General features: G+C 48.7%; 16 protein-coding genes and 1 tRNA gene. 15 read left to right on the plus strand and 2 right to left on the minus strand.

Annotated features, from left to right (window positions below):
* Positions 1-186: 186 nt before the first annotated feature.
* The 8 genes from licT (at position 187) to asnB (ending at position 11,730) form a co-directional block, all read left to right on the plus strand.
* Positions 187-1,035 (plus strand): BglG family transcription antiterminator LicT, encoded by an 849-nt coding sequence (gene licT, locus VV089_RS20585; protein ID WP_334337207.1) that lies wholly within the window; start codon positions 187-189, stop codon positions 1,033-1,035.
* 112 nt (positions 1,036-1,147) lie between these two features.
* Positions 1,148-2,998: a glucose PTS transporter subunit IIA gene (locus tag VV089_RS20590; protein WP_172541347.1), complete on the plus strand. Its 1,851-nt coding sequence runs from the start codon at positions 1,148-1,150 to the stop codon at positions 2,996-2,998.
* A 138-nt stretch (positions 2,999-3,136) separates the two neighbouring features.
* Positions 3,137-4,618 (plus strand): glycoside hydrolase family 1 protein, encoded by a 1,482-nt coding sequence (locus VV089_RS20595; protein ID WP_334337208.1) that lies wholly within the window; start codon positions 3,137-3,139, stop codon positions 4,616-4,618.
* A 3-nt stretch (positions 4,619-4,621) separates the two neighbouring features.
* Entirely contained in the window at positions 4,622-5,464 is an 843-nt protein-coding gene (locus VV089_RS20600) for an HAD-IIB family hydrolase (protein WP_172541345.1), read from the plus strand.
* A 281-nt stretch (positions 5,465-5,745) separates the two neighbouring features.
* The gene (locus VV089_RS20605; RefSeq protein ID WP_172541344.1) at positions 5,746-6,420 is read left to right on the plus strand and encodes a response regulator transcription factor; all 675 of its coding nucleotides are present in this window, start codon (positions 5,746-5,748) and stop codon (positions 6,418-6,420) included.
* Entirely contained in the window at positions 6,410-7,975 is a 1,566-nt protein-coding gene (locus tag VV089_RS20610) for a sensor histidine kinase (RefSeq protein ID WP_334337209.1), read from the plus strand. Before VV089_RS20605 ends, VV089_RS20610 begins: the two co-directional genes overlap by 11 nt.
* A complete protein-coding gene (locus VV089_RS20615; RefSeq protein ID WP_334337210.1) occupies positions 7,956-9,392 on the plus strand; it encodes a hypothetical protein in 1,437 nt (478 codons plus the stop codon). Before VV089_RS20610 ends, VV089_RS20615 begins: the two co-directional genes overlap by 20 nt.
* A gap of 493 nt (positions 9,393-9,885) precedes the next feature.
* The gene (asnB, locus tag VV089_RS20620; RefSeq protein WP_334337211.1) at positions 9,886-11,730 is read left to right on the plus strand and encodes an asparagine synthase (glutamine-hydrolyzing); all 1,845 of its coding nucleotides are present in this window, start codon (positions 9,886-9,888) and stop codon (positions 11,728-11,730) included.
* A 248-nt stretch (positions 11,731-11,978) separates the two neighbouring features.
* Here the strand turns inward: asnB and VV089_RS20625 are convergent, their stop codons facing one another.
* The gene (locus VV089_RS20625) at positions 11,979-13,433 is read right to left on the minus strand and encodes a nicotinate phosphoribosyltransferase (protein ID WP_334337212.1); all 1,455 of its coding nucleotides are present in this window, start codon (positions 13,431-13,433) and stop codon (positions 11,979-11,981) included.
* Positions 13,434-13,691: 258 nt separating this feature from the next.
* On the opposite strand from VV089_RS20625, the gene VV089_RS20630 reads away from it, so the two are divergent.
* From VV089_RS20630 to VV089_RS20645, 4 genes are all read left to right on the plus strand, one after another.
* Entirely contained in the window at positions 13,692-14,870 is a 1,179-nt protein-coding gene (locus tag VV089_RS20630; RefSeq protein ID WP_172541339.1) for a cation diffusion facilitator family transporter, read from the plus strand.
* Between the two features lie 110 nt (positions 14,871-14,980).
* A tRNA-Gln gene (locus VV089_RS20635) sits at positions 14,981-15,052 on the plus strand.
* Positions 15,053-15,280: 228 nt separating this feature from the next.
* Positions 15,281-15,673, plus strand: a complete 393-nt coding sequence (locus tag VV089_RS20640; protein ID WP_334337213.1) for a nucleotidyltransferase domain-containing protein — start codon at positions 15,281-15,283, stop codon at positions 15,671-15,673.
* Positions 15,666-15,842 carry a hypothetical protein gene (locus tag VV089_RS20645; protein WP_334337214.1) on the plus strand — a complete coding sequence of 59 codons (177 nt, stop codon included), beginning with the start codon at positions 15,666-15,668 and terminating at the stop codon, positions 15,840-15,842. The genes VV089_RS20640 and VV089_RS20645 overlap by 8 nt, the downstream gene beginning before the upstream one ends.
* 171 nt (positions 15,843-16,013) lie before the next feature.
* Here the strand turns inward: VV089_RS20645 and VV089_RS20650 are convergent, their stop codons facing one another.
* Positions 16,014-16,166: a ribbon-helix-helix protein, CopG family gene (locus VV089_RS20650; protein ID WP_172541338.1), complete on the minus strand. Its 153-nt coding sequence runs from the start codon at positions 16,164-16,166 to the stop codon at positions 16,014-16,016.
* Between the two features lie 188 nt (positions 16,167-16,354).
* On the opposite strand from VV089_RS20650, the gene VV089_RS20655 reads away from it, so the two are divergent.
* The 3 genes from VV089_RS20655 to VV089_RS20665 all read left to right on the plus strand — a co-directional run bounded on the left by VV089_RS20655 (position 16,355) and on the right by VV089_RS20665 (position 20,077).
* Complete coding sequence (locus tag VV089_RS20655; RefSeq protein WP_334337215.1) at positions 16,355-16,801, plus strand: zinc ribbon domain-containing protein; 447 nt, start codon at positions 16,355-16,357, stop codon at positions 16,799-16,801.
* Between the two features lie 68 nt (positions 16,802-16,869).
* Positions 16,870-17,823, plus strand: coding sequence for a tetratricopeptide repeat protein (locus VV089_RS20660; RefSeq protein ID WP_334337216.1), 954 nt, complete (start codon positions 16,870-16,872; stop codon positions 17,821-17,823).
* A 109-nt stretch (positions 17,824-17,932) separates the two neighbouring features.
* Positions 17,933-20,077 carry a zinc-ribbon domain-containing protein gene (locus VV089_RS20665; protein WP_334337217.1) on the plus strand — a complete coding sequence of 715 codons (2,145 nt, stop codon included), beginning with the start codon at positions 17,933-17,935 and terminating at the stop codon, positions 20,075-20,077.
* The last annotated feature ends 14 nt before the right edge of the window (positions 20,078-20,091 follow it).

A 20,091-nucleotide genomic window follows, 5' to 3' on the forward strand; every position in this document is an offset into this window, starting at 1 on the left:
ATATTTATTGTGTTATTATATTCACGTAGACGTTTACAAGAAATATATACAGCTTGATGAGGATTGTTACTGTGAAGCAGGCAATACCGAAAGCAGAAGTAGATTGCTTTTGGTGGCCTGTATTTTTTGTTTGTCGGAGTATTTATCCGGTAAACAAGCAGAGAAGGAAACTTCAGAAAGCGAGGGATGGTTCTGAAGATAGTGAAAGTACTGAACAATAATGTAGTTATTTCCCTGAATGAAAAGGGAGAGGACATTATTGTCATGGGAAGTGGAATTGCTTTTCAGAAAAAACGGGGAGATACCATAGAAGAAAACAAAGTTGAGCGTATCTTTTCCCAGCAAGTTCCGGATCTGGCGGCAAAATTTCAAAAAATATTGCATGAGATTCCCGGTGAATATCTGGAAATTACCGAGAAAATCATAGAAAATGCCAGAAAGAAGCTGGAACATGATTTTGATGATAATATCTATCTTTCTCTTATGGATCATATCCATTTCAGCGTACAGAGATACCGGGAAGGAATGCTGATAAAGAATCAGCTTCTGACGGAAACGAAGATGATGTACCGTGGAGAATATGAGGCGGCTAAGGAGGCCCTTGAGCTGATTAACAAGACTTTTGAGACAGAGCTTCCGGAGGATGAGGCAGGCTTCATTGCATTTCACTTTGTAAATGCGGGTATGAACGGTTCTATGGAGGATACTGTGCAGAGAACGCGGATTGTGCAGGATACCTTGATGATTATCCGCAACTACTTCAAGATGGAGTTTCAGGAGGATTCTCTTGATTATTACCGCCTGGTAACACATTTGAAGTTCTTTGTACAGAGAATGATGGATAAAAAGCCTCTGACTGCTACGGACGGCGACAGACAGCTTTTGGAGCTTGTGGAAAACAATTATAAGAAATCCTATGAATGTGTACGGCGGATTTCGAAATATATTCATTTGGAATTTGGATATCAGGCAAGTGACGAAGAAAAGCTGTATTTAACAATTCATATTGAACGAGTGAGAGAACATAATGCTTAGGATTGTGACTCATAATGGAGGCAAGACCTGAATTAATGTATCGGCAGGGATATTTTAATTTGGGTCTTTTTATTTTTCTGTTTTACTAATTTTTATGAAAGGCGGAGTGATTATGGATGCAAAAAAACTGGCCGGACAGATTCTAAAGGAAGTGGGCGGCAAAGAGAACATCAAGGAAATGTTTCACTGTGTAACAAGGCTGCGGTTTTATCTCAAGGATAAATCAGTCGTTGATTTGGAGAAGATCAAGGCGTTGGACGGGGTAATCGGAGCACAGTATCAGACGGAACAGCTTCAGATTATCATTGGAAATGAGGTAAATGCCGTATACGATGCGGCGATTGCCAAGACAGGCTTTATTCATAATGAAGAAACCCTGGCCCAGAAGAAAAGATTCAAGGCAACGGGCTTGTTTGAAACGATGGCTGCAATTTTCCTTCCTACCATTCCGATGTTGGCCGGAACCGGTATGATTAAGGGACTTATTACGATTCTGACCTCCTACTGTGGATTTGACGCAGCTTCGGATTTTATTACGGTACTGACCATTGCCGGCGACTGCGTATTTTACTTCTTCCCGTTCCTGGTGGCATGGTCCGCATCGAAGCGGTTTAAGACCGATACAGCCTGCTCTATGGCCCTTGCCGGATGCCTTTTGTATCCGACTATGACGGCCGGTCTTGCGGAGGGAGCTGCTCCGCTGCATTTCCTGGGAATGCCGATTCCCTTTGTAAAATATGCGGCCAGCAGTATTCCGATTATTTTGACCGTACTGGTGCTGAGCTTTGTGTATAAATGGATTGATAAGGTAATACCCAGGGTGCTTCGGCTGGTATTTACCCCCATGCTGGTTATGCTGATTATGGCGCCGCTGACATTGATAGGCATTGCGCCACTGGCAAATTATATTTCAAGAATCCTTGTAACCATTGTGAAATTCCTCTATGATTTGTCCCCGATTATTGCGGGAGCAATTGTAGGCGGAACCCGTCTTTTGGTAGTGCTTACCGGTATGCATCTGTCCCTGGGCGCTATCTGTATGGAAAATCTCAATCAGTTCGGCTATGACTTCCTGCTCCCCATGAATACCATGGGAACACTGGCCCTGTTTGGCGTGTGCATGGGCGTAATGGTAAGAGCAAAGAAGAGCGAAAATAAATCCGTGGGAGCATCCACAGCCATTTCTTCCTTCATTGGAATTACGGAGCCGGGTATCTACGGTATTCTGCTGAAATTTAAGAATGCTTTGATTGCTGTTATGATAGCGGGCGCGGCAGGCGGAGCCATTGTGGGAGCCTTTGGAGGCCGGGCAACTGCCTATGTAAACTCCTGCATCCTGTCCCTTCCGGTATTTATGGGAGAAGGCTTCTGGGCCGTATGCTTAGGCATGGCCGTTGCAGCCGGCCTTGGATTTGTACTGGTGATGGTAATGGGGCTTTCCGAGGAAAAAGAGGAACCGAAGGCAGAGATAAAGGCGGAGAGTCAGCCGGCAGTCACAGAAAAGAAAAACACCGTAATTTATGCACCGGTTACCGGAACGCTGATCCCGCTTGAACAGGTAAAGGATGCGGTATTTTCTTCCGGAACCATGGGCAAGGGAATTGCTGTAGACCCGGAGGACGGTGTAGTTGTAGCACCTTTTGACGGAACAGTGACAGCCCTTTATCCCACCAGGCATGCGGTGGGAATCACCTCTGAGGACGGTGTGGAGTGCATTATTCACGTAGGAGTGGACACGGCCAATCTCCAGGGGAAGCACTTTGAAGTAAAAGTAAAAGAGAACCAGAAGGTAAAGGCCGGAGATGTTCTGCTGGAGGCAGATCTGGCGGCCATTCTGAAGGAGGGTTATTCCCTGGTCACCCCCATTCTGGTCACCAACTCCGATGAATATCTGGATGTATTGCCCAACGAGAAAGAGGGTATGATTGCAAAGAGCGAGGTTTTATTGACCGTTATCAAATAAATTACGGAACTGAAAACAGTAATATCCCACAAAGTGCACAAATCAATTTATGGACACATGCACTTGTGGCCGGAAATTGATTTATACTAAGGTGTACCTTGGGGGATATTACGGAACTAGAAATAGGAGGCGACAAGCATGTACAACAACACATCACCTTTAAAATTCCCCGAAAACTTTCTTTGGGGAGGCGCAACCGCCGCCAACCAGATTGAGGGCGCATGGAACGAGGACGGCAAGGGCATGACCATTGAGGACTGCCTGCCCTATCGAGAGGTCGGAGTTGCTGATTTTACCAAGCAGTTTGCATTCACAAGCAAGGATTTGGACGAAGCCCTGGCAGCAGGCCCGGAGGCTAATTATCCGAAACGCAGAGGCATTGATTTTTATCATTACTATAAAGAAGATATAAAGATGTTTGCTGAGATGGGCTATAAAGTATTCCGTATGTCCATATGCTGGTCCCGGATTTTTACAGATCCCAGGGATGAGAAGCCCAATGAAGCTGGAATAGCGTTTTATGAAGATATGTTCAAGGAGTGCAAAAAATACGGAATTGAGCCGTTGGTAACCCTGTCTCACTATGATCCGCCGGTAGTTCTGGCAACAGATTACCGGGGCTGGTATTCCAGAGAAGTAATTGATCTCTTTGAAAAATATGCCCGTGTCTGCTTTGAACGTTTTGGAAAGTATGTGAAATATTGGCTGACTTTTAATGAGGTAGATGCTATGCTCCGCCATCCGGTTACAAGCGGTGCGCTGATTGAGGATCGCTTTACAGATATGCCGTTTGAGCAGGCCATTTACCAGGCCATGCATCATCAGATGATTGCAAGCGCAAAAGCAGTTAAGATTGGACACGAAATACTTCCGGATGCGCAGATAGGCTGTATGATGACAAAGCTCTGCTTCTACCCCTTTACTTGTAAGCCGGAGGACAATCTTGCCAATCAGCAGAGAATGAGAGGCATCTACCGTTATGTGGATATTCAGGTGTTTGGAGAATACCCCAGATACTTGTTGAAAGAGATTGAGAATAAAGGCTACACCATTCAGATGGCGCCAGAAGATGCTCAGATTCTTAAAGATGGCTGTGTGGATTTCGTATCCTTCTCCTACTATATGACGAGCTGTATGGCTGCCAATACGGAGGGGCTTGATATGGCACCCGGCAATACGGTAAACGGTGTGAAGAATCCCTACCTGCCATCTTCCGAATGGGGCTGGCAGACAGACCCCACCGGACTGCGCATTTCCCTGGTGGAGCTGTATGACCGCTACCGCAAGCCGCTCTTTATCGTGGAAAATGGCCTGGGAGCAAAGGATGTGGTAGCAGAGGACGGCAAGGTTCACGATCCCTACCGCTGTGAGTACTTAAGAGACCATGTAAAGGCCATGAGCGACGCCATCAACGAGGACGGCGTAGAGCTGTGGGGCTATACCTGGTGGGGCTGCATCGATCTGGTCAGCGAATCCACAAGGCAGATGTCCAAACGTTACGGTTTCATCTATGTAGATGTAGATGATTATGGAAACGGAACCTTCAAGCGTATCAAGAAGGACAGTTTTGACTACTATAAACAGGTGATTGAGAGCAACGGCGAAAATCTGGAGTATTAAGGGATGATTCGGCATGCAGTAAGCGATCTGGACGGAACTCTGTTAAACGGCAGCTTTGAGTGGGATCAGGTGATTGAAAAGGAAATCAGCCGGCTTCTGGAACGGGGCTATGACTTTGCGGCTGCCACCGGACGGACGGAGGAGGGCGTAAAGAACTGCCCGGGGCTTTGGAAGATGCCCGTATATCTGATTTTAATGAACGGCGCATTGATTCTCGACCCGAAGCGGCGCCCCATTCTGGTAACAGAGGTTTCTCTAAGGACAAAGGAGCATTTTTTAAAAAAATATCCAAAAGCAAATCTGGAATTTATCACGCAGAAGGGAATTCTTACAAGGTTAAGCCGGGAAGCCTACATCCGGGAATACAGCGCCTGGGATATGTGGCGGAAAAAAGTACTGGACAAAAAAGAGAGCGGTTATTATGATCGTTATATGGCGCAGATTTCTTTTGGCAGCACGGAAGAAGAGATCCGCACAGCCCAGGTGCTGAAAATCAACGGCCTGGAGCTTAAGAGCAAGCCATACGAACGAATGCTTGCGGATCTGGAAGAATCCCTTGTGGATGCGGTCAATGCTCCCTTTGCGGATCACGTCATAGAAGTAACGGACAGAGAGGCATCCAAGGCAAAGGCCCTGCTTTGGCTCTGCGATCACCTGGGCTGGAAAAGGGAGGATATAGCCGTGTTCGGGGACGGGGGGAACGATGTGGAGATGCTGCGTAATTTTCCGCACTCCTATGCTCCGTCAGATGCGTCCCCGGAAGCAAGGGAGGCAGCTTCTCAGATCCTGCCTTCCAACCGGGAATACGCTGTGGTTGAAAAAATTAGGGAATTATTTTGTGAATGATATCAATAAAATTTGGTGAGTTTCTGAAATCGACAGCAGGATTTTGCATATTGGCCAGTAAATGCCTTTAAAAATTAGGCAATTATTTATCTGATACAATCTGTTTACAACTTTGATAAAAATATGCTATACCAATGGTGTAGCATATTTTTATATTGTAGAAGGTATGATTATCTACGATATACAGGGTTCTGGGGATTGCTGCAGAATAAACCGGCAGTCATTTTCGTATTCTGCGGTCCTATTTTGCGGCAGGCCCTATAAAAAGGAGAGCATAAAAGATGGACCAGAAACGAATCCTGGTAATTGAGGACGAGAAACCCATAGCAGATATTTTAAAATACGGGTTTGAGAAGGAAGGCTTCGAGGTGGCCTGCGCCCACACGGGAGGCAGCGGCCTTGAAAAAGCGGAGGAATACGAGCCGGATATGGTGCTCTTAGACTGGATGCTCCCGGACATTGCCGGCGTGGATGTGTGCCGGATGCTGACCGAGCGGTACAACATTCCCATTATTATGCTGACCGCCCGGGGCAATGTGGAGGATAAGCTCTACGGCCTGGAATCCGGGGCCGACGACTATATCACCAAGCCCTTTGACCTTCGGGAAGTGGTAGCCCGCGTGCGCACCATCCTGCGCCGCTTTGACCGCGTCCGTGGTATCCGGCAGGAGGAGCCGGCGGCGGAGGGCCTTACTGTATCCGAGCAGGAGCGCATGGTCTATCGAAACGGGGAGGCCGTGGAGCTGACGCCTAAGGAGTACGATTTGCTTCTCTATTTTTTGAAACATCCCAGACAGGTATTTACCAGAGTGATACTCTTAGAACAGATCTGGGGCTACGACTACGCAGGCGACACCCGGACCGTAGACATTCATATTCAGCGTTTGCGCCGGAAGACAGGGCTCGGCGATAAGCTGGTCACTGTATTTGGAGTGGGATATAAATATGTACCGTAAAAAATCTCGTGAAAACGGAACAGCGATTCGTTTCGGGATCCGCATGCAGATGACTGTGGGTCTTGTTGCGGTGTTCCTAATCAGTGGGATTTTTTTATACTGGATATCAGACCGGCAGCTGCAGAACAGCCGGGAGGATCAGATTATAAGAGAGCTCCAGACTATCCGGGAGAATACGGAGATTTACGTCCGGCAGCTTTTGATTTTAAATGACGCCAACAACGATGAGGAAAGCTTCGACAATCTGGCGGATACAATTGTGCAGGAAATGTACGGCTCCTCCGGACGTTACGAGCTGGCGGCCTACTCCAAGGACGGAGAGCTTCTGGCATACAACTACCGGAAAAACCACAGCGATGATCAGGAGGGAGGGGCTGCCGAGCTTAAGGAGGCAGTAGACGGAAATACAGCCTTTACCCTGGTATACTCTGAGGAGGGCACTCTTGAGGTCTGGTTTGCCATGCCTGTGATTGTGGCGGATAAAAATGTGGGGATTATCCGTTACTGCATGGATTATACAGAGCTCTGGCGGCAGGGAGAGCAGATGAAGGGCATTATCATCCGTGCAGCGGCGGCTGTATTCGCAGCGGCATTCGTATTGATTTTCCTTCTCTTAAACCGCATCATCAAGCCGGTTCAGCGTCTCACTAAAGTATCCCGGCAGATGAGCCTGGATTTGGAGCAGGACGAGGTCAATACGGAGCTGCTTGCAGGGCTTGTCTCCTCCGCCAGGCGGGATGAGATGGGAGAGCTGTCCAGGCACTACAGCGCCATGCTTGGCAAGGTGGGCCAGTATATTCAGAAAATGCAGGACGACCGGGATCAGATCCTAAAGCTTCTGAACAGCCGTCAGGAATTCTACAACAATGTAACTCATGAGCTGAAAACCCCTCTCACGACCATCCAGGGCTATGCCCAGCTGATTGAAGCGGATCAGGGAAGCGACGAGGAGCTGGTTGAAAAAGGGGTAGAGCACATTCTTCACGAGAGTACAAGGCTTCACCGGATGGTGATTCAGCTTTTGGAAATGGCCGATCGGGCGGAACGGGAAGAGAAGACTCAGGTGGACATGGGAAATCTGATCCGAAGCGTTTCGGAGGCCATGGAGATCAAAGCCAACCGTTACGGGGCCTACATCCGGCTGAAGCTGGAGCAGGATCTCTATGTATGGGGCCAGGAGGAACGGCTTCGCCAGGTATTTATCAATCTCATTGACAATGCGGTGAAATATGGAGAGGAAGGGACGGAGATCCGGATTTCCGGGGGACATCGGAAGGGGCGCATGCTTTTCTCCGTGTCAAATAAGGGAAAGCCCATGAGCCAGGAGGAATTGAAGCACATCTTTGAACCCTTTTACCGGGCGGACAAGGAATTTTCCAGAGAGCAGGGGAGCGCCGGCCTGGGACTTTCCATCTGCCAGAAGATTATACGGGAGCACAAGGGGGCAATCTGGGCGGAAAACCGGCCTGGTGAAAGAATCGGATTTTTCCTGCTGTTTCCGGAGCTTGAGGGACAGAATCCGGGAAAGGAGACCTATGAGGGACAGAATCTATAGAAGCATAAAAATCGGAGTGTTTTTTCTGGGCTTGTCTCTTCTTGCAGGCTGCCGGAGGGTTCCGGAGCCGAAAACCGTACTCCTTCCGGAGGAGGAGACGGAACAGGGGGTTGCTCTTGAAGGAGAGGAAGGAGATCTCTATGCGGTCCGGAAGATGTACAATGAGGACTACGAAACGCTCTGGTACGGGGGATATACGGCTTTTTTGCCGGGAACCAGGGAGCATCAGGTACGCCTGGCGGAGAATGGCACGGACGGCGTGAGGGTGCGGAGTCTGGATTACCGCTATGGATTTTATGATCCGGGGCTTTTTCCGGTGGGAGAGATCATGGCTGCTTCCGGCGTTTTGGCAAGCTGGGAAAAAGGGACGGCGGATGAGCGGAATATGGAGACGGAATTTTTTTCCCCAGATGGAAAATATCTATTGTATGCAAGGATGGATTTATCCTTAATAGGAGGCCGCCTTTATCTGATGGATCTGGAGAGCGGAGAGGAGGAGCTTCTGCTTGACGGGGACGGGGGAGATACCAAAATGGAGTTTCCGATGGATGAGTATATGATACTCACGGCCTGGAGCAGGGACGCTTCTCTTTTATGCTACGGGTTTTATCCGAGATATTCCTCTGTCTGGGATTCCAGCAGGGGAGAAAAATTTATACTGTATTTTCGGGACATGAAAACGGGGAAGATTGTCAACCGTCTGAATTATTACTATGCAGGTGCGAAGGGGAAGCCGAAAAATCTGGAGGAGACCCGGGTTTATGTAGATTGGGACGGGCAGAAAATAATTACGGCTATTGTGTCGGAACTTCAGGGGGGCGAGGACAGCAATACAGAGGATGCGGAACAGGCGATCATTGATTTTTTTCCACAGGAGATTCCGGAGCCCGGCATGGAGACGGAAGGAGTGGTGATGCCCAATGCAGCCAGATGTCCGAAGGACGCGAAGCTGTATCTGGATGCAGAGGGAGACTGCCTGTACTTTTCCGCAGAGGGGGAAGGAATCATAAGCCTTGCATTGCCGGACGGGCCATACCTTAATACCATGCCCATCGGGCCGGCGCGGGGAATCCGGGATTTCTGTGTGCTGGATGGGGGAAAGGCTTTTGTGGTGGCGGAGTATGACCGGGATCATATGGGGGATATGGGGCCGCAGGATATCTGCTTATATACGAGGCCGGATGAGGACGATGCTGCTGATGAGGAGGAACCGGTTATGACAAGACGGGTGCTGTATCAGAATGCAGGATATGTGATACGCCTTCAGTATGATCCGGTTTACCGGAGGCTTCTGGCTGAAACCGGTGTTCCCGATAAGATAACAACGGAGAAGTATTCGGAGGCATCGACAGGATATTTTTCGGAATCCAGGGTACAGTGGGAATCGGGGCGGAGGGCTTTGGTTTTGGAGTTTTGAGTGGTAAGGGGGCGGGCGGATGCCGCAAAATAAGACAGCAGACGTTTCCGTATCCTGTGTTCGGACGGTTCACGTACACTCTGTCTGCTCTGGACGTACATTACCTTGTTTGGTTTTGGGTGGTGTGTGGTGTTTTGGTAATGTGCGTCCATATCAGACAGAGTGTGCGTGAACAGCCGGACACTGGATATCGGAAATGTCTGCTGTCTTATTTTGCGGCATCCACCCTTGGGGACGGGAGGGGATGGAGAAAGAGTTTGGCGGGTTGGTGAGCTGTTGGGAGGCAGCTTTTTTTGTGTGATAATGTTAACATTAGGATACAATTTTGTTACAAGTCAGATAATTTGTCGAAATAAGGCGATGCTACGATTGTGGTAACCAAAAAGAAGAGCATTTTATATCCGTGTGGTGTGGAATATTGCGGCTTTACTCTTTAGTGCTGTCGCGCAGCGACTTTGAAGGATATTACGGAACTGGAATAGGAGGTTATCATATGTGCGGCATTTGTGGATTTGTGGGGAAGAAAAAGGAAGATTGGGATAGAGAGCAGATATTGGAGGAGATGAAGGATGCCATCCGGCACCGGGGGCCGGATGATGGGGGGAGCTGGCTGAGCGCGGATGCGGCCCTGGGCTTTCGCCGTCTTAGTATTATTGATTTGGAAACGGGCGCACAGCCTATGGAAAATGAAAATGGAGACAAGGTTCTGGTATTTAATGGGGAGATCTATAATTATCGGGAGCTTCGTGAAGAGCTGCTGGGCGCCGGACATCAATTTAAGACCCGCTCGGATACGGAGGTGTTGATCCACGGCTATGAGGAATGGGGCAGTGAGCTGCTCCTGCGCCTGAGAGGGATGTTTGCTTTTGTCATCTGGGATGAGGAAAAAAAAGAACTCTTTGCGGCCAGGGATTATTTTGGCATTAAGCCTTTCTACTACACGGCAGCAGGAGAAAGTCTTATCTTCGCTTCCGAAATAAAAAGTATACTCAAATACCCGGAATACAAGAAGGCCCTGAACGAGCAGGCCTTGGAGCAGTACCTTTCCTTCCAGTATTCCGCCCTGGAGGAAACCTTCTTCAAGGGCATTTACCGCCTGGAGCCGGGCAGTTTTCTCCGATGGAAAAGCGGCAGCATCATTCTGGAGATTCAGAAATATTTCGAACCATCCTTACAGCCGGAAACAGGAAAAACCGAAGCTGAATGGCTGGAAGCCGTAGACAGAGTGATAAAAGATTCCGTAAAAGCCCATGAAATTGCCGATGTAGAAGTGGGGACCTTTCTTTCCGGCGGCGTGGATTCCGGGCTGATTGCCTCCGAATTCGGCGGCAAAAGAGCCTACACCGTAGGCTTTGGACAGGAGAAGAGCCGCTACAACGAGATCCGGTACGCCCGCAGCACAGCCGAGCAATGTGAACTGGATCACAAAGGCAGAAGAATCCGTGAACAGGAATTCTGGGAGGCTGTCCCCGAAGTCCTTTACTACATGGACGAACCCTTAGGCGACGCCTCTGCAGTAGCTCTTTACTTCCTGTCAATGGAAGCGGCAAAAGACGTAAAAGTCGTAGTCTCCGGCGAAGGAGCCGACGAGCTCTTCGGCGGCTACCGCATCTACTGCGAACCCGAAGCCCTCCGCCGCTACCAGATGCTGCCCCTAAGGCTGCGCAAATGGCTGGCATGCATTGCGCAGCATTTTCCAAACATGAAAGGCAAAAACTTCCTCATCCGAGGAAGCAAAACCCTGGAAGAGCGCTTTATCGGCAATGCCAACATCTTCACCCTAGAAGAACGCCGGGCATTGCTTCGCAAAAACACCGGAGCCAGAAGCCCCAAAAGCTTCCTGGAAGAAGACTACGACCGAACCTTTGGCCTGCGTGACGCCGACCGCATGCAGGAAATCGACCTGCGCCACTGGCTTCCCGGAGACATCCTCCAAAAAGCCGACCGCATGAGCATGGCCCACTCCCTGGAAGTCCGCGTCCCCTTCCTGGACAAAGAAGTCTTTGCCCTCACCCGCCGCCTTCCAGCCCGCCTAAAGCAAAGAGGCCGCATAACAAAATACATCCTCCGCAAAGCCGCCGCCTTCAAACTAGACGCCGACACCAGCGAACGCCCAAAGCTAGGCTTCCCCGTCCCCATCCGCCACTGGATCTGCGAAGAAGAAGGCCAGGCCCGTCTGCGGCAGGCCTTCAGCGGTCCTGCCGCCAGACGCTATTTCCACCAGGAAAAACTAACAGACTTGTTAGAAGAACACCTCAAAAAACACAAAGACAACAGCAGAAAGCTATGGACCATCTACACCTTCTGCATCTGGTACGACATCTACTTCAACGAATAAACCCTTAACACCCTTCCCACAACCAGGAATTGCCGCGAAACAGGGGCGCAGGATTTTCCAATATCAAGTGTCCGGCTGTTCGCGCACACCCTGTATGAGCTGTACGAACATTGCTTCCATACCTAACCGGTAATAAAACCACCCAGAGCAATGTACGTACAGAACAGACAGGGTGTACGCGAACCGTCCGAACACAGATATGGAAAATCCTGCGCCCCTGTTTCGCGGCAATTCCGTCCCCCCCCCTATCACCCTTCCTGATTCATCTGATCCAAAAGTCCAGCCTTAATCCGAAACAGCTTATCCGAAAGATCCACATAAACCTCATGAGGATTCGTCAGCCTCCGCGTCTCATCCCAAAGGGTATCCTGCTCCCGAGCACAATAATCCCGAATCTCCATCACACTAGGCGAAGCATACACACACTCCCCCTTTTGGAACACCGGCACCAAAAGCTCCCGCATATCATAAGTGCTTCCCTTAAGCTTCGTCTTCTTCCAAGTCTCCACCGAATCAAAAATCAAAAGATCCTGGGAGATATCAAAAGTCTCATCTGCAAGGGAAATCAAATCTGCCCGAATCTTCCCCGTCTCCTTATCATAAATCCGGAAAACCGTCTTATTCCCCGGATTCGTAATCTTCTCGGAATTCTCCGAAAGCTTAATCTTAGGAATAAACTCCCCTTCCTCATCCATCACTGCCGCCAGTTTATACACTCCGCCAAAAGCAGGGCAGTCCGCCGAAGTAATCATATTCGTCCCAACGCCCCAGGAAGTAATAGCAGCATTCTGCCCCTTCAGGCTGGTGATCAGATATTCGTCCAAATCACTGGAAGCCGAAATCACCGCATCCGGGAACCCGGCCTCATCCAGCATCTTCCGCGCCTTCTTGGACATATAAGCCAGATCTCCGCTGTCCAGCCGGATCCCATAAAAGGTCAGAGGAATCCCGGCCTCACGCATCTCTGTAAACACCCGGATGGCATTGGGAACGCCCGATTTCAGCGTATCATAAGTATCTGCAAGCAGAATACAGGCATCCGGGTAAAGCTCCGAATACTTCTTAAAGGCCGTGTATTCATCTGGGAAGCTCATAATCCAGCTGTGAGCATGGGTTCCTTTCACCGGAACGTCAAAAAGCTGTCCGGCCAGTACATTGGAGGTTCCGATACATCCGCCGATCATAGCGGCCCGGGCTCCGTAAATGCCTGCATCCGGCCCCTGGGCCCGGCGAAGGCCGAACTCCATAATGCCGTCCCCCTTGGCTGCGTGAACCACACGGGCGGTTTTGGTGGCAATCAGGCTCTGGTGATTGATAATGGTCAGAATCGCCGTCTCCACCAGCTGCGCCTCCATAATCGGCGCAATAACCTTTACAAGCGGTTCCCTGGGAAAGACGACCGTGCCCTCCGGAATCGCATAAATATCTCCCGAAAACCGGAATTTACTCAGATAGTCAAGAAAATCCTCATCAAAAAGCTTAAGGCTTCTCAGATACTCAATATCCTTCTCGTCAAAGGTGAGATTCTTAATATAATCGATCACCTGATCCAGGCCGGCCGCAACAGCAAATCCGTTTCCGGAGGGATTCTTCCGGTAAAAGGCGTCAAAGACAACCGTCTCATTGGAATGATTTTTAAAATAGCCCTGCATCATCGTCAGCTCGTAAAGATCTGTGAGCAGTGTCAGTTTCATCGTACTCATAATATTTTTCCACTCCTTGTTCCTGCGCAGCAAGCCTGATATCCCGTCAACTCATTGCGTGAATTTGATTTGTGCAGGCAGTGGGCCGGGTAGATGTACCGGCCTGTCCATTATAATCGGACAACTGTCTTGTCACATGACAAACAGCGTCTGTGAATAGTTTAACAATAGCACATTTAAAGGAAAATAACAAGTCACTCTTCCATTTTTCAATAAAATATATTACAATAGTGGGAATGTGAAAAGGGGAAGAAACGAATGGTAGATTTTTTGGTACATAGATTTGTAAAGGATTATGAAAATACGGAAAATGCCAGGGTGCGCACCAGCTACGGCGTTATGGCAAGCATGGTGTGCATCTTCTGTAACGTGCTGCTGTTCGCAGGGAAATTCACCGTCGGGCTGCTTCTGCACAGCGTCTCCGTTCTGGCGGATGCCTTCAACAACCTTTCGGATGCGGCTTCCTCCGTAATTGGCTTTGTGGGCGTCAAGATGGCCAGTAAGCCTGCAGACCAGGATCACCCCTTCGGCCACGGACGGATTGAATATATAGCGGCGCTGATTGTGTCGTTTCTTGTGATAGAAGTGGGCTTAAGCTTTCTCAAAACTGCCGTTGGGAAGATACGGGAGCCGGAGGAGCTGGCCTTCAGTGCGGTTTCCATAGTGGTTCTGCTGGCCTCCATCGGAGTAAAGCTGTGGATGGCGTATTTTAACCGGAAGCTTGGAAAGCGGATTCATTCCAGTGTAATGATGGCCACGGCCGCAGACGCCATGGGGGATGTGATTACAACCTCTGCTACGGTGCTGTCCCTTTTGTTCTGCCATTTTACAGGAATCAATATCGACGGCTTTGTGGGCGTGGCGGTAGCCCTTGTGGTTATGTGGGCCGGCGTGGGCATTGCCAGAGACACCCTGGAGCCTTTGATCGGCAAAGCGGTGGAGCCGGAGCTTTACCGGCAGATCACGGACTTTGTGGAGGGCTACGAGGGGATACTGGGCAGCCATGATCTCATTGTGCACAATTACGGGCCGACCAGAAGCCTGGCTTCCATCCATGCGGAGGTGCCCAACGACGTGAGCGTTGAGATTTCCCATGAAATCATTGATAAGATAGAGAGGGAGGCGGCGAAGAAGCTTGGAATTTTCCTGGTGATCCATATGGATCCGGTGGAGGTAAGGGACGACCGGGTAGCGGATGCGCGGATGAAGGTGACGGCTGTGTTAAAAGAGCTGGACGAGCGGCTGACCCTCCATGATTTCCGCATGGTAGACGGGGAGAAGCAGATCAATCTGATCTTTGACGTGGTAGTCCCCTTCGCCTACCAGGGAGCGGAGCTGAAGCAGCTTAAGGAAAATATTGCAGAACGGGTGCGCATCCTGGATTCCAGATATCAGTGCGTGATGACCATGGAGAAAGGGTATGTGGCCCAGAGCTGAAGGGCCTGTCCGTCGGAACTGCTCTGCGAAGTAAAAAAATAAGAAAAATTATAAAAAAGTACTTGCTTTTTAAAAAAAGATATGTTATAGTAATATTCGCTGAAAAACAAAGGGCTATCGCCAAACGGTAAGGCAACGGACTCTGACTCCGTCATTTCAAGGTTCGAATCCTTGTAGCCCTGCTTATGAACCCTGGTGGAGGAATCCATCGGGGTTTTTTGTGCCTGGACATGCCGAAGTATACTAAGAAGCTATTAAAGGAGACCGGGTTTAAAAATACTGGATAAAGAATTAATTTAAATTTTGGAAATAGTTGTTGAAAATATTTGCGCATGGTATATTATAAAGTAATTGATGAATGCCATAAAAGAATTTGGAAGGGCGATTATATAATAGTGGTGCGGACAAAAATGGATGAGTATAAGAGTGCCTCATATGAAGGAAAAATTTTAAAGGGGGACAGGTGTTATATGACAAAACAGGCGGATGTTATTAGCAGACAGATGAATGAATGTTATAGGACTGTCTTTGGCGAGGACGTTGTGGAAGTGATTTTGTATGGCTCTTACGCACGGGGCGACTATACGGCGGATTCAGATATAGATATTGTTGCGATTGTGAAAGGTGATAGACTTACTCTTCAAAAAAAACTTAAAGTAGTCTGGGATATGTCTGCAGAAATTGGATTAGAAAATGACGTCGTTGTGTCACCAATGGTCATACCGCATGATGAGTTTTTGAAGTATAGAAAAGTTCTTCCATATTATCGGAATATATGGAAGGAGGGAAAGAAAATTGGATGATTTAGTAAAGCATAGATTAGATATGGCTGCTGATAAGCTCAAGTCGGCAAAAATTCTTTTGGATGAAAGGCAGTATAAAGACTCTGGAACAGCTGTGACTATGATGATTTTTATATCGCCTCAAGAGAAGAAGCAGAAGAACAGTACAATAGAGCGGAAGAATTGCTGAAAGAGGTAAAGAAATTTTTGAGTTGTTAGATGATAGGTCAATCCATGGGTCAATTTTCAAGGTTCGAATCCTTGCCGCCCTGATAGAGGAACCCCGGCAGAGAAATCTGCCGGGGATTTTTTTGCTTAAAAATAAGATCCTATGTTCCCTGGCAGCAGAAGAAAAGCAGATTTACTGCTCCTTCTGCTGCTTTCTAAGGTGTTCCTTTAAAACAATATTGATATATTGGGAAAAGGATCTGTCATCCTGTTCTGCCAAATTCCGAATGGCTTCTATGATTTCAGAATCCAGAGTGATACTAACTTTCGTTTTTAATGGCTTCATAAGCAATCTCCTTTTTGATTACAATATAGCATTATGTATTTTTTTATATTGACCAATCGTATAAAGTAGGATAAAATAGTTTTTGATAATATAAAGTAAGAAAAAATGCGAATTAAATAAGGAAAACAAAGGAAATAATACACAGAAAACAAAATACGCAGAACAAATGAGGAAAGGATGAAGCTGATATGGCGCTGAAAATGGACTTTTTAAACACGAAAAAGGAACCCACAGAGATGGAACGGGTAACGGAAAATATTGCACAGGTAGAAGGAGAGATCCAGCAGAAGGTATACCAGCTTGGACAGCTCTATTATGAAGAACATAAGGCGGATGAGGCTGCGGACAGCCAGTATTACAGGCTCGTAGACGCAATCTCCAAGCTGGAGCTTAACCGGATGGGGTTTTATAAAAATAAACTCCGTCTCCAGGGACAGATGATGTGTGAGAACTGCGGAGCTGTAATTCCATATGGGAGTGTTTTCTGCAGCGCCTGCGGAAAAAGGGCGGATGAAAAACAGGAAGGCGGAGCTGTTCCTGATGGCATGACGCCAGGGAAAAGCTGTACAGCATGCGGAGCTGCATTAGAGGAGGACAGCCTGTTTTGTGCATCCTGCGGAACAAAAGTTGAATAAGGACATAAGAGCATAAGGAGAAACCGCAATCTGAAGGGTTTCTCCTTATGTCGGTGGAGGGAAAAAGAATGTATTGCAGGAAATGCGGAAAGCAAGCTGGCGAAGGAACAGCCTTTTGTCCCTATTGTGGGGAAGCGTTAGGGGCGGGAGGGGGAACGCCTTTGGCCGCTGCTTTTGAGAGTGCGCCTGGGAATAAGAAAAAGAAGTCCGTCATGCCGGCCGTTTTTCTGGCAGCGCTGCTCATTGCCGGAGGGATAGGAGCAGCGCTGTATTTCACCGGTGACGGCTACAAGTGCAAAAAAAGCATAGAGCAGGCGGAGCAGTATCTGGAGGAGGGCGGGTACGAGGAGGCCCTTGCCTGCTGCGGGGAAGCTCTTGAGCTGGATGATGAGTATGCAGACGCTTATTTGATAAGCGCAGATATTTACATAGAACTGGAGGCCTATGGAAAGGCGGCAAAGATTCTGGAAAAAGGAAGGAAGGCAGTAAAAGATAAAGACGAGCTCTGCAGCCTACTTGAGGAAAAGCTTGACGAGGTTTATCTGGAACAGGCGGAGGCTCTCGTAGGAGTATGGATGCTGAACTATCATCTGGCAGATCTGATTCCCGAAGAGTATGGCAGTCTTTTCGATCTGGATATGGAGATACCGATTCTGCTGGAGATAAGAGAGGACGGCGTTATGTACTTTTCTGTGGAGAATGAATTTTTTGCAGGAGCACAGTCTTTTCTCAGCACAGCGGCAAATATTTTAGTTACCAGTTATGTAAAACTGCCCTTTGCAGGTAAGATGGCGGGGAATTTCACGGATATCATTACAGGGCTTTTGATAGAAAATATAGGCGTTACTTATAAGTATGAAGTAAAGGAAGGCGTTCTGCACTGTGTATGGACGGGAGAGGACGCGTCGGAGGAAATCTATGCCTTTGAGATAGACGGCGGCACATTGACGTTTCTGGAGGAACGGATGCCGGAGGTGGAGAGTTACTATCTGAAATTTCCTTTGACACTGGAAAGAGTATAACCTTCCGGAGGGAATAGAAAGCGGCCGTGCTGCCGGACGCAGAGTGATGGCGGTGCGGCTGAAGGACTGTATGCGGAAGGAAAATGTAATTAAGATGAGGGAGGACATTATGTTTTGTAGAAAATGCGGCAGGAAATTGGAAGATCATATGGCATTCTGCCCAGGCTGCGGAACGTCTGTAAACGCTGGGACGCAGCAGATACCTCCGCAGGCAGAGGCCGTAAAGCAGCCCGCTCCTGTGGAGGAAATAGAACCTGTTGGGGAATCGAAAGCGGCAGCCTGGACAGAGGAGACGGCCCCGGGAGCCGGGAAAACACCGGACAAAAAGCGGAAGGGGATACTTCTGGCATGCGCAGCCCTTGCAGTTCTGGCAGTTGCGATTGGGGTATTCTCTCAGTTCTCCTCAAAAGGGAAACAAGAAGCAGCAGATACCGATGGGATTCAGAACAGCCAGGAGCAGGATGCTAAGGAGAGCTTTGTGGAAGAACAGGAAGCTTCCCCGGAACAGGAGGGAACTGCCGACGGGGCTCCCCAGGAGATAAACGGGGTTCCGGTGCTTTCAGCCGATACCCTTGAGGGGCAGATCCAGGAACAGATTTTCCATATGAATGACGCCTCCTATGGGGAAGCGTCCATCGACGTCTACGGACAGAATTATTCTGTGGGAGCGAGAAACCCGGAGGCCACATGGAACGACGGGGTATTCTACTGCCTGGAAGGCCATCGGGAGACGCCGGGCTATCAGAACAAGAATATCTGCTCTCTGGTGAAGAAGGAGCTGAAAAATGCTGCGAATGGGAATCTGATGCAGTATGAGATCTACATCAACCCGTCAACTAATGTGGCCAATAAAATTGTCAGCATTGAATATATGGAAAACGGCCTGGAGATAACCGAGTACTATTTTGACAATGACAAGAAAGCGAGCTTTATTTTCCAGTATACGGCGGATAACTATATCTCAACCTTTGCCACGCCGGACAAGTTCGGGGACAGGTATCTGTTCAGCAATGACTGCATGGTTACCTGGCGTTCCATTGCCGACTCCATCACGGTTAATTACATACTTGGCGATGCGGAAGCGGAGCGTATGAAAAATCAATTTGCCCGGTCAACCATGATGTACTATGGAAGCTTAAGCAGTGAGCAGCAGGCGGTATTTGACGAGCAGGAAAGCAAGATGCTCAATGCGGCGTACAACACCTACAATACGGTTATGAGCACGGACGGAATTGCCCATATCCAGGGGTATGCCTACGACGAAAACAATGCCGGGATTGAGGGCGCAAAGGTTGAAGTGTATGGGACAGACTTTACAACGCTGCTTTACTGTGCGGCGACGGATTCCTCTGGCATGTATACCGTGTATGTTCCCAGCCAGGAATACGAATACCACATCCGGATTTCCAAAGAAAACAGGACGGCTGTGAATATTCACTCTATTAAAATGAGCAATGATCAGATTGGTGCATATCAAGACAGCGTTTATCTCTTTGACCCTTCCGTGGAAAAGGCGCCTCTGCAGCTGACCCTTGGAGATGCATTTACCTATGCTGCGGACGGAAACGGTATGATGCCCCTCGGAGGAGCAGCCGTGTATTTCCGTGAAGGAATTCACAATCGGTACGGAGAGATTGTTCTGGAGGCTGCTGCAGACGGAGCGGGCTTCCTGCGTGTGGAGCTGCGTCCGGGCGTCTATACCATGGAGGTAAAGGCCTCCGGCTATGAAACGATGTATTATATTGTGGTGGTTCATCCGGCAGGCGCCAGTGCGTATGAGTTCTATGCGACACCTACGTTAAATGAGAATGAATATGCCGTTGTACTTACCTGGGGCTCTTATCCCTATGATTTGGATTCCCACTTGTTCACCACAGCGGGAACCGGAACGGGGCATATCTGGTTCGGGGGAAGAACGGACACATTTAACAACTATCTGGATGTGGACGATACAGATTCTTATGGGCCGGAGACCGTGACCATTTTAAACTTTGATCCCTCGAAGTATTACAAATACTGTGTAGTGGATTTTACAAACTGCAGCAGCGGCAATTTCCACAGCCTGGACATGTCATATTCACTGGCTTGTGTAAATGTATATTCCTCCGAAGGGCTGGCTGCCACATATAATGTGCCTACAGGGCAGGAGGGCGTTATCTGGGAGGTATTCGAGATACGTAACGGGCGGATCACCCCGATTCAGAGATATTACAGCAATGCAGAGGATAAGACCTGGTGGCATTCTGATAAATAAAGAATTCAAAAAAA

Source organism: Candidatus Merdisoma sp. JLR.KK011, from assembly GCF_036941125.1.
Lineage (GTDB): Bacteria > Bacillota > Clostridia > Lachnospirales > Lachnospiraceae > Laedolimicola.